This window comes from Serratia sp. PL7, assembly GCF_945957435.1.
Genome location: NZ_CAMFLB010000001.1, coordinates 1,488,034 through 1,500,098 on the forward strand (window position 1 = coordinate 1,488,034; position 12,065 = coordinate 1,500,098).

Sequence of the window (12,065 nt, forward strand, 5' to 3'; positions counted from 1 at the left end):
AGGCTAACGAGCGCCCGACGGTGGGTAAATCAGACAATACCTGATTAATACTAGCAACGCTGGCATCAAAGGCAATAAGTTCTCTAAAAATCAACACGTTATAACGTAATCACCATCGTTGATTGTCAACGAAACGTCAATAGGTAAGCTGCTGAAATATCACTGAATTGGGGGATGGTTCCTGGGGAAAACAACGGATTGTAAAGACTCATTGACAAAGCGAATATATCAATGAGCCTTGAGGAGAAAGGCGTTAAGGATCAGGCCAGCTGCGCCGCTTTACTGCGAATGGCACGGATCATCGCCTCCAGCCCCTGCGAGCGTGAAGGCGTCAGATGTTGGCTGAGCGCCAGTTCGCCGAAAAACGGCCGCACATCGAGCTCGACAATCTGCTGCGGCGTCAATTGGCGATACAGAATAAACACCACCGCCAGCAGGCCTTTGACGATCGCCGCATCGCTGTCGCCGTGAAACTCGACCTGCCCCTGCTCATCGAGACGCATCACGATCCACACCTGGCTCTGACAGCCGGAAATCAGGTTGCCGGCCTGCCGCTCGGCCTCGTCCAGCGGCGGCAATTTGGCGCCGAGTTCAATCACGTACAGATATTTCTCCTCCCAGTTCAGACAGCGGGAGAAATTACGCACCAATTTATCTTTGTCCGGCAAATTCGCCATGGGGATCCTTTTGTACCGCCGGGGACGCGCCCCGGCCTAACCTAATAGCTGATGAATGCGTTGCAGCCCGGCCACCAGCCGGTCCACCTCTTCGCGGGTATTATATAACGCCAGCGAAGCGCGGCACATGCTCGGCACCTGATAAAACGCCATCAGTGGCATGGCGCAGTGATGGCCGGTGCGAATGGCGATGCCATACTGATCGAGGAAGCTGCCGACGTCATAGGCGTGGTGTTCTCCCAAATTAAAGGCGATCACCCCGGCCCGATGTGCCGGACCATAGATTTTCAGCGTCGGCACCTGCTTGAGCGCCTCGAGCGCGTAGTGCATCAGCGACTGTTCATAATCGTGGATCGCATTCAGACCCAGGGCTTCGACGTAATCGAACGCCGCCCCCAGCCCCATGATGCCGGCGGTGTTCGGCGAACCCGCCTCGAAGCGCCACGGCGGATCGGCGAAGGTGGTGCCCGCCGTCAGGCTGACCTGGCGGATCATCGAGCCGCCCCCTTCCCACGGTGGCATCTGCTGCAGCAGCGCCTGGCGGCCATACAGCATGCCGATACCGGAAGGGCCGTACAGCTTGTGGCCGGAAAACACGTAAAAATCGCAGTCCAGCGCCTGAACATCGACGCGCTGGTGCATCACCGCCTGCGCGCCGTCCACCAGCACCGTCAGATCCGGCGCCAGGGCTCTGGCGCGGGCGATGATGTCGCGCACCGGGTTGACGGTGCCTAGCACATTGGAGACCTCGGTCAGCGCCAGCAGTTTGCAGGACGCGTCGACCAGCTCCGGCAACCGCGCCAGATCCAGCGTGCCGTCGGGCTGCAGCGGCCAAACCCGCAGCTGCAACCCACGCTCCTGCGCCAGCATCTGCCAGGGCACGATGTTGGCGTGGTGTTCCATCTCGGTGATGAGAATCGCATCGCCCGGCTGCAGCAGGTGGCGGCCAAAGCTGTTGGCCACCAGGTTGATGCCTTCGGTGGTGCCCTTGACGAACACCATCTCTTCCGCCGAGGCGGCGTTGATAAAGCGCGCCGCCTGTTCCCGCACCGCTTCCATCTGCTGAGTCGCCTCAGCGCTCAAGGTGTGAATGCCGCGATGCACCGCGGCATAGCCGTGGCGATAGAAATCCAGCTCGCGGTCGATCACCACCTGCGGTTTCTGCGCGCTGGCGGCGCTGTCGAGATAGGCCAGCGGTTGGCCGTTCACCTCACGCGCCAGCAGCGGGAAATCGCCGCGCACGCGTTCAATCGGATAACTCATGCAGCCTCCCCCGGCAGGCGCTGGGCGATGCGTGCCAGCACCCGCTCCCGGATGATGTCGTTGGCGATGCCTTCGGTCAGCTCGGCGGCGAAGGCGAAGATGATCATCTGCTGTGCCGCGTGCTTGTCGATACCGCGCGACTGCAGATAGAACAGCTGCTCTTCATCGATGCGCCCTACGGTGGCGCCGTGGCTGCACTTGACGTCGTCGGCGTAGATCTCCAACTGCGGCTTGGTGTCCACTTCCGCCACCTTACCCAACAGCAGGTTATGGTTGGTCATCTGGCCGTCGGTTTTAATCGCGTGCTTGGCCACTTTGATCATGCCGTTGAACACCGCCTTGCCGCGATCGCTGACCACGGTTTTATGCAGCTGGCGGCTTTCGCAATAGCCCTTGTTGTGCTCCAGATAGGTACGGGTATCGCAGATCTCTTTGCCCACCGGCAGCACCAGGCTGTTGATTACCAGGTTCGCGCCTTCGCCGTTCAGCTGCGCGCTGGTGTTATGCCGCGTCAAGCCGGCGCCCAGCAGGAAGCTGTCGCTTTTCACCCGCGCGTCGCGGCCAATGACCAAATCGTTATGGGCAAAGTGGTAGCTTGGCTGGCTCTCAAACGCCAGCTTGCAATGCAACAGTCCGGCGTTGTCCGCCACGTTGGCGGTCAGGCGTGCGCCGGTGAAGTGCGCGGCCTCGCCCAGGCTGACGTAGTGTTCGATCACTTCCGCCTCGGCCCCGCGCCCAATCTCCAGATGATGGCGGTGATGCACGGTGTTCACTTCCCCGCTGGCGCCGCGTCCGCTGCTGATATGCAGCAGGTACAGCGGGCGAACCGGGGCCTTGCCGGCCGGCAGGCGAATCAGGCTGGTTTCCTGCGCCAGGCTTTCGGTCAGGTGCAGGAAAATTTCCGGTTGGATCGCCTCCGGCAGCGCCTGTGGCGTGCCGTAGGCGGTCAACTCGAACTGGTAATCACCCAGATCGTCATCGCTCAGCGCGGCGCTGTAGCGGCCGTCGATAAACACCAGCCGGCAGGCATCGATGCCGAGCGCCAGCGCCTCGAGCTGCTCTGCGCTCACCAATGCGGGCTGCGGCTCGAGGAACTGCTGCTCCAGCAGGCTCTCCAGCGGCGTGTATTTCCAGTTTTCATGCTTGCGCGTCGGCCAGCCGAGGCGCAGCGCCTGCTGCCAGTGCGCCAGCGCATGCGGCGAACGCTCGCCACCGCGGCCTTCGAACAGGCGATACAGCTGCTGCAGCGCGTTTGAATTACTGTTGGTCGGTAAGCCAGCCATAGCCCTGCTCCTCCAACTGTTTTACCAGCGAGAAATCGCCGGATTTGACGATGCGCCCCTGGGACAGCACGTGTACGTAATCCGGCTGGATGTAGTCCAGAATGCGCTGGTAGTGGGTGACGATGATAAAGGCGCGCTTGCCGTCCCGCAGCGAATTGACGCCGTTGGCGACGATCTTGAGCGCATCAATGTCCAGACCGGAGTCGGTTTCATCGAGAATGCACAGATCCGGCTCCAGCGCCGCCATCTGCAGAATGTCGTTGCGCTTTTTCTCACCGCCGGAAAAGCCGACGTTGACCGAACGGGTCAGCAGGTCGGCCGGCATGTCCAGCAGCGCGATTTTCTCTTCGATGAAATCGGCGAAGTCAAAGCGATCCAGCGGCTCCTGCTCGCGGTATTTGCGCACCGCGTTGACCGAGGTCTGCAGGAAGAAGTGGTTGCTGACGCCGGGGATCTCCACCGGGTACTGGAAGGCCAGAAACACGCCCTCGCCGGCGCGGTCTTCCGGATCAAGCTCCAGCAGATCCTTGCCCTTGAAGGTGACTTCCCCTTCGGTCACTTCGTACTCTTCACGCCCGGCCAGCGTGGCGGACAGCGTGCTCTTGCCCGAGCCGTTCGGCCCCATGATGGCATGCACTTCGCCCGGCTTGATCTCCAGATCCAATCCCTTGAGGATCTCGTTGCCTTCCACGCTGACTTTCAAATTCTTGATGCTTAACATGCTGTGTCCTCAGATAGCGCCGACGGCGCTAAAAATGCGGCGATTAACCCACGCTGTGTTCCAGGCTGATGGCCAGAAGTTTCTGCGCCTCGACGGCGAACTCCAGCGGCAGCTCGGAGAAAACGTCCTTGCAGAAACCGTTGACGATCATCGAAATGGCGTCATCCTCGCTGATGCCGCGCTGCAGGCAGTAGAACAGCTGGTCGTCGCCGATCTTCGAGGTGGTGGCTTCGTGCTCCAGCTGAGCGCTGTTGTTGCGCGCTTCAACGTAAGGGAACGTGTGGGCACCGCTGTCCGGTCCGATCAGCATCGAGTCGCACTGGGTAAAGTTACGGGCGTTTTCCGCCCCCGGCAGGATTTTCACCAGGCCGCGATAGGTGTTCTCGCTGTGGCCGGCGGAGATGCCTTTGGCGATGATGGTCGACTTGGTGTTTTTGCCGATGTGGATCATCTTGGTGCCGGTGTCCGCCTGCTGATGGCCGCTGGTCAGCGCCACCGAGAAGAATTCGCCGATCGAGTTGTCGCCCTGCAGGATCACGCTCGGGTATTTCCAGGTGATGGCCGAGCCGGTTTCCGACTGGGTCCAGGACATTTTCGAGCCGGCGCCTTCGCACAGCGCGCGCTTGGTGACGAAGTTGAGGATACCGCCCTTGCTCTCACCGCCGGAGAACCAGTTCTGCACCGTCGAGTATTTCACTTCGGCGTCTTTATGCAGGATCACTTCCACCACCGCCGCGTGCAGCTGATAGCTGTCGCGCACCGGGGCAGAACAGCCTTCGATATAGCTGACATAGCTGCCTTCGTCGGCGATCAGGATGGTGCGCTCGAACTGGCCGGTTTTGGCGGCGTTGATACGGAAATAGGTCGACAGCTCCATCGGGCAGCGCACGCCTTTCGGCACATAGACGAAGGTGCCGTCAGAGGCCACCGCGGCGTTCAGCGCAGCGAAGAAATTATCGTTGGACGGCACTACGCGCCCCAGGTACTGACGCACCAGATCCGGGTATTCCTGAATCGCTTCGCCGAACGAGCAGAAGATCACCCCGCTCTCCGCCAGTTTTTCACGGTAAGTGGTAGCGACCGATACTGAGTCGAAGATGGCGTCCACCGCCACCTCGCTGCCCTCGCGCACCGGCACGCCGAGCTGATTGAACGCCAGCTCCACTTCGCTGGTCAGGTAATCTTTTTCCGTCGCCGCGCCCGGTTGCTGCTCGGCGCCGGGTTGCGAACCGCAGGCGTCGTCGCAGCTGCCGCAGGACGGCGCCGAATAGTAACTGTAGTCCTGGTAGTTAAGGCGTTCGTAATTGGCCTTCAGCCAGTGCGGCTCTTCCATCTGCAGCCAGGCGCGGTAGGCCTCGAGGCGGAATTCCAGCATCCACTCGGGTTCGTTGCGCTTGGCCGAGATGGCGCGAACCACCTCTTCGTTGATGCCTTTGGCCAACTCATCGGTTGCCAGCTGGGTGAAGAAACCTTCTTTGTAGCGACCTTCGCTGACCCAAGCCTGCACTTCATTAGGCATTTCTACATTGCTTCGTGTCATGTTGATTGCATCGCTCAAACGCCAAAGCTCTCGCCGCACCCGCAGGCATGCTGAGCTTTAGGGTTGTTGAATTTGAATATCTGATTCAGCCCTTCGCGGACGTAATCTACCGTGGTGCCATCGATGAACGGCATGGCCTTCAGCGGCACATAGAGTTTGGCGCCGTCGCGCTCAAACAGCAGATCGTCATCGGCGGGTTCGCGGGTCAGATCCAGCACATAGGCAAAGCCGGCGCAGCCGGATTGTTTCACCCCTAGCTGCAGCCCTTTCACCTGCGGATCCTGCTGCATCAGTTTCGTTATTTGTCGTACGGCGCTGTCGCTGAGCGAAATGCCTTGCCAGACATTTTCATCCAGAGAAAAGGTGCCGACATTTTCCGTTTGCATAGGGTCTACCTCACACTCGTGTTTGGCCACAGCCAATCTGGGTTGCTTATATGTTAGTGATAACGATTATCACTTCAACCGTTTGTTTTGCGGGGGTATCCACCGCGAGCGCGGTTTTTCGCTGCGGCGTGCGGCAAGCCAGCGGGACATTCGTGGTGGCTTGCGGCATCTGGCGGCAAGGTGTGCATGCTATCCCTATGAATTTGTTCTTTATCCTGCATCACCGTACCGCACTCCCCGGTGGCCCGTCAGCGTTACAGTGCCGCGGTACACTGCCGATCTAAACATTCATAGAAAATACCTATTTCTGCATTCTGTCTGTCGTAAATGTGCGTTTATCGGCATTTCGTGGCGCGGCACCAGCGCGCGCCCCTCAGGTTAAAGTTTAGTCGCTCAGGATTAAATTGGGTCGTCGGCGGCCTTTTACACCCCCACGATGAAAAAACGCCGCGCCGGGGATTGATCGGCAACGCGGCAATTTATATGATAATGATTATCATTCAATTTGAATTTGAGCGCGAAGCCAATGACTCTTTCGATCAACGCATGGTTGCTGGGCAAGATTGATGACTACAAATTCAGCGTGCGCGACGCCACGGTGGACTTTTATATGGCCGAAGCGGCGCTGCGGCGCCCGGAATGCAATATCGACCACCTGAAGCGGTACAACAGCGTCAGCCTCACCATGGCCAATCTGTGCCTGGAGAACGGCGATGACGACAGCTACCTGCACGCGCTCAGCAAGCTGCACAACCGGCTGATCGTCGAGATCAACAATCCGCAGCGCTGCCAGCTGTTTCGGGTGCAAAGCTACCACTTCGCCCGCCACACGCTGACGCTGATCTGCCAAAAATATGCGATGGAAGGCACCTGGGAGAAGGCAAACGCGTTTCAGAAGGACTTCGTCAAACGCGTGCCGTTTCAGCTGTAAAGCGAAAGGCTCCGCAGGCCGGCAGCCTGCGGAAACCGGCGAGAATCAGTCGATGACCGCCGTGGTCAGACGCGAGGTGCAGCACAGCCGATCGCGCGCGTCGAAGATCTCGATTTGCCACACCTGATGGCGACGGCCGACGTGCAGTGCGCGACATACCCCGCGCACCTGGCCATCGAACACCGCGCGCAGGTGGTTGGCGTTGATCTCCAGCCCCACCACTTTCTGCTCGCCCTCACTGCACAGGTAACCGGCCATCGATCCCATCGATTCCGCCAGCACCACCGACGCCCCGCCGTGCAACAGCCCGAACGGCTGGCGGGTACGGCCATCGACCGGCATGGTGGCCTCGAGGAAATCCTCGCCCAATTGGGTAAACTCGATGCCCACATGGCTGACCATGCAGCCGTCGCCGGCGCGGTTCAGCTGCTCCAGCGATGTTTCACGTTTCCACAATTTCACTCAATCATCTCCAGAAGTGCCTGTAATGGGTGGCGCACGCCATTGCCCTCGATGCGTTTCACCTGACTGCGGCAGGAATAACCGGTCGCCAGGCAGCGCTGCCGCGGCAAACGCTGTAGCGTCGGGTGCCATGATAGCTCATAAATGCCGAGCGAGTTTTGCAGGTTCTTGGCTTCATGGCCGTAAGTCCCCGCCATGCCGCAGCAGCCGACGCTGACATTCTCCAGTTTGGCGCCGAAACGGGCGAAGATCGCCGCCCACTGTTGGCCGCTGGCCGGCAGCGCGGTGGTTTCGGTGCAGTGACCGAACAGATACCAGGGTTCGCCGGTCGCCGGCTGTTCGGCGCGATCCGCGATCCGCTGCTGCAACCATTCATGCACCAGCTGCACCTGGAAATCGCCGCGCTCAGCGCCGAGGATCTCGCGGTATTCGTCGCGATAGCACAGCACCAGCGCCGGATCGACACCCACCAGCGGCATGCCGAGCTGCGCCACGCGGTTGAGGAAATCGGCGGTTTTGCGCGCGGTGCGGGCGAACCGCGTCAGGAAGCCCTTCACATGCTGCGCCTTGCCGTTCGGCGAGAACGGCAGCAGCACCGGTTTATAGCCGAGCTTTTCCACCAGCCGAACGAAATCCGCCACCACTTTGGCGTCGTAATAGCTGGTGAACGGATCCTGAACAATCAGCACGTGTTCTTCGCGTTGCTCGGCGTTCAACCCTTCCAACTGTTCCAGCGTCAGCGTGGTCGCGCGGTGGCCGGACAGCTGCTGACGCAGCGTCGGGCTGGACAACAGCGGCAGATCGACCATGCCGACGGCGTTGCGGCTCATCTCCCGCAGCCACGGCTGGCGGAAGAAGAAGTTGAACACCTTCGCCGCGCGGGCCATCAACGGGGTATAGCTCTCCACGCCGGCGACCATGTAGTCGCTCACCGGGCGCAGGTAGCGGGTATGGTAAAGCTGCAGGAAGCGCGAACGGAACCCCGGCACGTCAATTTTGATCGGGCACTGGGTGGAACAGGCCTTGCAGGCCAGACAGCCGGACATCGCCTCTTTCACTTCGTGCGAAAAGTCGTACTCCCCCTTGCCGGCATGCCAGCTGTTGCGGGTCTTTTCGATCAGGCCACGCAAGCTGAGGCGCTGCTGCGGCAGCTGTTTCTCCAGCGCCAACGGATCGACGCCCTGCTCGGCCAACAGACGCAGCCACTCGCGCACCAGCGTCGCCCGCCCTTTCGGCGAATGGATGCGGTTGCCGCTGATCTTCATCGACGGGCACATCGGGCTGCGCACGTCGAAGTTGAAGCACAGACCGTTGCCGTTACACTCCAGCGCGCCGCGGAACGAGGTGCGCACCTCGACCGGGATCTGGCGATCGAAGGTGCCGCGTTTGACCGCGTCCACCTGCATCATCGGCGCATCCACCGCCAGCGGCGAACAGATCTTGCCCGGGTTAAGACGGTTATCCGGATCGAACGCCGTCTTGATACGGCGCAGCTCCTCGTACAGCGTTTCCCCGAAGAATTCAGGGCTGTACTCGGCGCGGAACCCCTTGCCGTGCTCGCCCCACAGCAGGCCGCCGTATTTGGCAGTGAGCGCCACCACCCGATCGGAGATCTGCTTCATCAGCACTTCCTGCTGCGGGTCGCACATGTCGAGCGCCGGGCGCACGTGCAACACCCCGGCGTCGACGTGGCCGAACATGCCGTAGCTCAGGTTGTGGTCGTCAAGCAGTTGACGGAATTCGACGATATAGTCCGCCAGGTGTTGCGGCGGCACACAGGTATCCTCGGCAAACGGAATCGGCTTGGCGCGCCCCTTGGCGTTGCCCAGCAGCCCGACCGCCTTCTTGCGCATGTTGTAAATGCGCTCGATGCCAGCCAGATCGCCGCAGATCTGGTACCCGATCACGCCGCCCTGCCGCTGCGCGATCAGTTCATCCAGCCGTTGGCACAGAGCCTCCATCTGGCCGTCGATCAGCGCCCGATCGTCGCCGGCGAACTCGACGATGTTCAGCCCGAGCATTTCTTTATCCGGCACGTCGGCGATCAGTTCGTTCACCGAGTGCCAAACAATGTCTTCACGCGCCAGATTCAGCACCTTGGAATCGATGGTTTCCACCGACAGCGCCTTGGCCTCGACCATAAAGGGCGCATTGCGCAGCGCCGAGTCGAAGGAGTCGTACTTCACGTTGACCAGGCGGCGCACTTTCGGCAGCGGCGTGATATCCAGCCGCGCCTCGGTGATAAACGCCAGCGTGCCTTCGGCGCCGGTCAGGATGCGCGTCAGATCGAAGGTTTGCAGATCGTCGCTCAGCACGTGGCGCAGATCGTAACCGGTGAGGAAGCGGTTGAGCTTGGGGAATTTCTCCAGGATCAATGCGCGCTGCTCACGGCAGCGATTGAGCACCGTGCGGTAAATGCGCCCTTCCGCGGTCTCTTCCAGAGCAATCGTTTCCGCCAGCGCCGTCGGCATGGCGCGGGTATCGATCATCTCGCCGCCCAGCAGCACCGCCCGCAGGCCCAACACGTGATCGGAGGTTTTGCCGTATACCAGCGAACCTTGGCCGGAGGCGTCGGTGTTGATCATGCCGCCCAGCGTGGCGCGGTTGCTGGTGGACAGTTCCGGCGAGAAGAAGTAGCCGAACGGCCGCAGGTATTGATTCAGCTGATCCTTGATCACGCCGGCTTCGACTTTCACCCAGCCTTGTTCGACGTTGATCTCCAGAATGCGGTTCATATGGCGCGACATATCGACCACGATGCCGGTATTGAGCGACTGGCCGTTGGTGCCAGTGCCGCCGCCGCGCGGGCTGAAGGTCAGCGTATTGAATCGCTCTTCCCCGGCCAGACGCGCAATCAGCGCCACGTCAGCGGTGGAACGGGGGAACACCACCGCATCGGGCAACAGCTGATAGATACTGTTGTCGGTGGCCATCGTCAGGCGGTCGGCGTAGCTGGTGGCGGTATCGCCGTTGAATCCGTTTTGCTTCAGTGCTTCCAAAAAGTCGAGCACCCGTTGAACGAGGCCGGGCGCCTGAGAAATCTGTGGGATCATTCGCTTTTTTGACCCTGTCCGTCTATTTTTTATGCGCTGATGTACGCTGAATCGGGCCTTTAATTCAGACCCACCCTATTTTTTAGTGACACTAAAAACTAACATACTCGTTTAGTGAAGGCATTCACATTATTACCGCCCTGCGAGCGCCGCCACAGGCGGCCGCCCGGCGGCGATAAACCGACCGACAGGCACCCCGATTCGCCGGTGCCAGGGATTTAATTGACCAGGATGAGAAGCCACTGATGCCACTCCCGCAATCGCGTTACGACTTACCGCGAATTATTTTCGGCGTGCTGTTTATCGCCATCATGATCGTTGCCTGTTTTTGGGTGATCCAACCGTTTATTCTCGGCTTCGCCTGGGCGGGCATGGTGGTGATCGCCACCTGGCCGTTGCTGCTCAAACTGCAAAAGCTGCTGTGGGGCCGTCGCTCGCTGGCGGTGTTGGTCATGACCCTGCTGCTGATCCTGCTGTTCATTCTGCCGATTTCCCTGCTGATCAGCAGCGTGGTGGATAACAGCGCGCCGCTGATCGCCTGGGCCAGTTCACCCGGCAAGCTGCACATTCCCGATCTCGCCTGGTTGCAGTCCGTGCCGATGATCGGCGACAGGCTCTATACCAGCTACCACACATTGGTTAACGCCGGCGGCGCTGCGCTGCTGGCGAAGGTACAGCCGTACTTCGGTCAAACCGCCACCTGGTTCGTGGCGCAGGCGGCGCATATCGGCCGTCTGCTGCTGCACTGCGCGCTGATGCTGCTGTTCAGCGCCTTGTTGTATGCGCGCGGCGAGCAGGTGGCGCTGGGTATCCGTCACTTTGCGGTACGCCTCGGCTCCAAACGCGGCGATGCGGCGGTGCTACTGGGCGGCCAGGCGATCCGCGCCGTCGCGCTGGGCGTGGTGGTGACGGCGTTGGTGCAGTCGGTGCTGGGCGGCATCGGTCTGGCGGTGAGCGGCATACCAGCCGCCACCCTGCTGACGATGCTGATCTTTATCTGCTGCGTGGCACAATTGGGGCCGCTGTTGGTGCTGGTGCCGGCCATCATCTGGCTGTACTGGCACGGCGACACCACCTGGGGCACCGTACTGCTGGTCTGGAGCTGCGTGGTGGCCACGCTGGATAACGTGCTGCGCCCGGTGCTGATCCGCATGGGCGCCGACCTGCCGCTGCTGCTGATCCTGTCCGGCGTTATCGGCGGTTTGCTGGCCTTCGGCATGATTGGCCTGTTCATCGGCCCGGTGGTGTTGGCGGTATCTTATCGCCTGCTGACGGCCTGGATGGATGAAGCCCCGGAGCCGACCACCGCGCCGGAGCAAGTCATCGAAGATCTGGAAAAACGCTAATCCCCCCCTTCCGCCCGCATCGTCGGGCGGAACATTTCACTCAGGTCATTATTCCTACCTCATTCGAGTAATATCTCCGCCAAATATAATGCCGCCCTATATTGATTACGGTACAGCGAATGAAAGGTGCAATGTAAATCCCTGTTTGTTGCAAGCGGCAAAAAGAGATAACTCCCACAAATAAAATGTGATGGCGCTATCGATTAGGATGATTCTTAATGACTAGTCGTGTTCAAAAATCTAGTATTATGGCCATCTATTGCTTCAAATCACTGATTTTAAAGCAACCTTTCTGAACAATGTAATGCCATACATGTGAATTGCTGTGTGTAGTCTTTGCCCATCTCCTACGGTGGGCTTTTTTTTATTCTTTTTTCGTCGAATTGATTATTTTACGCGCCGT

General features: G+C 60.0%; 10 protein-coding genes and 1 other RNA gene. 3 read left to right on the forward strand and 8 right to left on the reverse strand.

From position 1 onward, the window contains the following. Positions 1 to 260 precede the first annotated feature (260 nt). From sufE to sufA, 6 genes are read right to left on the reverse strand one after another with little or no spacing between them, the layout of a single operon-like run. A complete protein-coding gene (gene sufE / locus N6G83_RS06940) occupies positions 261 to 677 on the reverse strand; it encodes a cysteine desulfuration protein SufE (protein WP_260514961.1) in 417 nt (138 codons plus the stop codon). A gap of 36 nt (positions 678 to 713) precedes the next feature. Beyond that, positions 714 to 1,940 carry a cysteine desulfurase SufS gene (sufS, locus tag N6G83_RS06945; RefSeq protein WP_043141139.1) on the reverse strand — a complete coding sequence of 409 codons (1,227 nt, stop codon included), beginning with the start codon at positions 1,938 to 1,940 and terminating at the stop codon, positions 714 to 716. Further along, positions 1,937 to 3,223, reverse strand: a complete 1,287-nt coding sequence (sufD, locus tag N6G83_RS06950) for a Fe-S cluster assembly protein SufD (protein WP_260514962.1) — start codon at positions 3,221 to 3,223, stop codon at positions 1,937 to 1,939. Before sufD ends, sufS begins: the two co-directional genes overlap by 4 nt. After that, positions 3,198 to 3,944: a Fe-S cluster assembly ATPase SufC gene (gene sufC, locus N6G83_RS06955; RefSeq protein ID WP_016927936.1), complete on the reverse strand. Its 747-nt coding sequence runs from the start codon at positions 3,942 to 3,944 to the stop codon at positions 3,198 to 3,200. Before sufC ends, sufD begins: the two co-directional genes overlap by 26 nt. Positions 3,945 to 3,987: 43 nt before the next feature. Continuing rightward, complete coding sequence (gene sufB / locus N6G83_RS06960) at positions 3,988 to 5,484, reverse strand: Fe-S cluster assembly protein SufB (RefSeq protein WP_025302644.1); 1,497 nt, start codon at positions 5,482 to 5,484, stop codon at positions 3,988 to 3,990. A 14-nt stretch (positions 5,485 to 5,498) separates the two neighbouring features. Further along, positions 5,499 to 5,870, reverse strand: a complete 372-nt coding sequence (gene sufA, locus N6G83_RS06965) for a Fe-S cluster assembly scaffold SufA (RefSeq protein ID WP_004931368.1) — start codon at positions 5,868 to 5,870, stop codon at positions 5,499 to 5,501. A 526-nt stretch (positions 5,871 to 6,396) separates the two neighbouring features. Between sufA and N6G83_RS06970 the strand changes: the two genes are divergently transcribed. After that, positions 6,397 to 6,801 (forward strand): hypothetical protein, encoded by a 405-nt coding sequence (locus N6G83_RS06970; protein ID WP_004931369.1) that lies wholly within the window; start codon positions 6,397 to 6,399, stop codon positions 6,799 to 6,801. 45 nt (positions 6,802 to 6,846) lie between these two features. Here N6G83_RS06970 and menI read toward each other — a convergent pair whose 3' ends face one another. Then, positions 6,847 to 7,263: a 1,4-dihydroxy-2-naphthoyl-CoA hydrolase gene (gene menI / locus N6G83_RS06975; protein ID WP_016927938.1), complete on the reverse strand. Its 417-nt coding sequence runs from the start codon at positions 7,261 to 7,263 to the stop codon at positions 6,847 to 6,849. After that, positions 7,260 to 10,316 carry an FAD-binding and (Fe-S)-binding domain-containing protein gene (locus tag N6G83_RS06980; protein ID WP_260514966.1) on the reverse strand — a complete coding sequence of 1,019 codons (3,057 nt, stop codon included), beginning with the start codon at positions 10,314 to 10,316 and terminating at the stop codon, positions 7,260 to 7,262. Before N6G83_RS06980 ends, menI begins: the two co-directional genes overlap by 4 nt. 245 nt (positions 10,317 to 10,561) lie before the next feature. On the opposite strand from N6G83_RS06980, the gene ydiK reads away from it, so the two are divergent. Both ydiK and rprA read left to right on the forward strand, forming a co-directional pair. Next, complete coding sequence (gene ydiK, locus N6G83_RS06985; RefSeq protein ID WP_025302642.1) at positions 10,562 to 11,662, forward strand: AI-2E family transporter YdiK; 1,101 nt, start codon at positions 10,562 to 10,564, stop codon at positions 11,660 to 11,662. Positions 11,663 to 11,918: 256 nt separating this feature from the next. After that, positions 11,919 to 12,030, forward strand: an RNA gene (gene rprA, locus N6G83_RS06990) — antisense sRNA RprA. The last annotated feature ends 35 nt before the right edge of the window (positions 12,031 to 12,065 follow it).

Excerpts from the sequence above, each read along its gene's own strand:
- sufD (WP_260514962.1), bottom strand. The coding sequence starts at position 3,223 with ATGGCTGGCTTACCGACCAACAGTAATTCAAACGCGCTGCAGCAGCTG.
- N6G83_RS06980 (WP_260514966.1), bottom strand. The coding sequence starts at position 10,316 with ATGATCCCACAGATTTCTCAGGCGCCCGGCCTCGTTCAACGGGTGCTC.
- sufC (WP_016927936.1), bottom strand. The coding sequence starts at position 3,944 with ATGTTAAGCATCAAGAATTTGAAAGTCAGCGTGGAAGGCAACGAGATC.
- sufE (WP_260514961.1), bottom strand. The coding sequence starts at position 677 with ATGGCGAATTTGCCGGACAAAGATAAATTGGTGCGTAATTTCTCCCGC.
- sufA (WP_004931368.1), bottom strand. The coding sequence starts at position 5,870 with ATGCAAACGGAAAATGTCGGCACCTTTTCTCTGGATGAAAATGTCTGG.
- sufB (WP_025302644.1), bottom strand. The coding sequence starts at position 5,484 with ATGACACGAAGCAATGTAGAAATGCCTAATGAAGTGCAGGCTTGGGTC.
- sufS (WP_043141139.1), bottom strand. The coding sequence starts at position 1,940 with ATGAGTTATCCGATTGAACGCGTGCGCGGCGATTTCCCGCTGCTGGCG.
- ydiK (WP_025302642.1), top strand. The coding sequence starts at position 10,562 with ATGCCACTCCCGCAATCGCGTTACGACTTACCGCGAATTATTTTCGGC.
- N6G83_RS06970 (WP_004931369.1), top strand. The coding sequence starts at position 6,397 with ATGACTCTTTCGATCAACGCATGGTTGCTGGGCAAGATTGATGACTAC.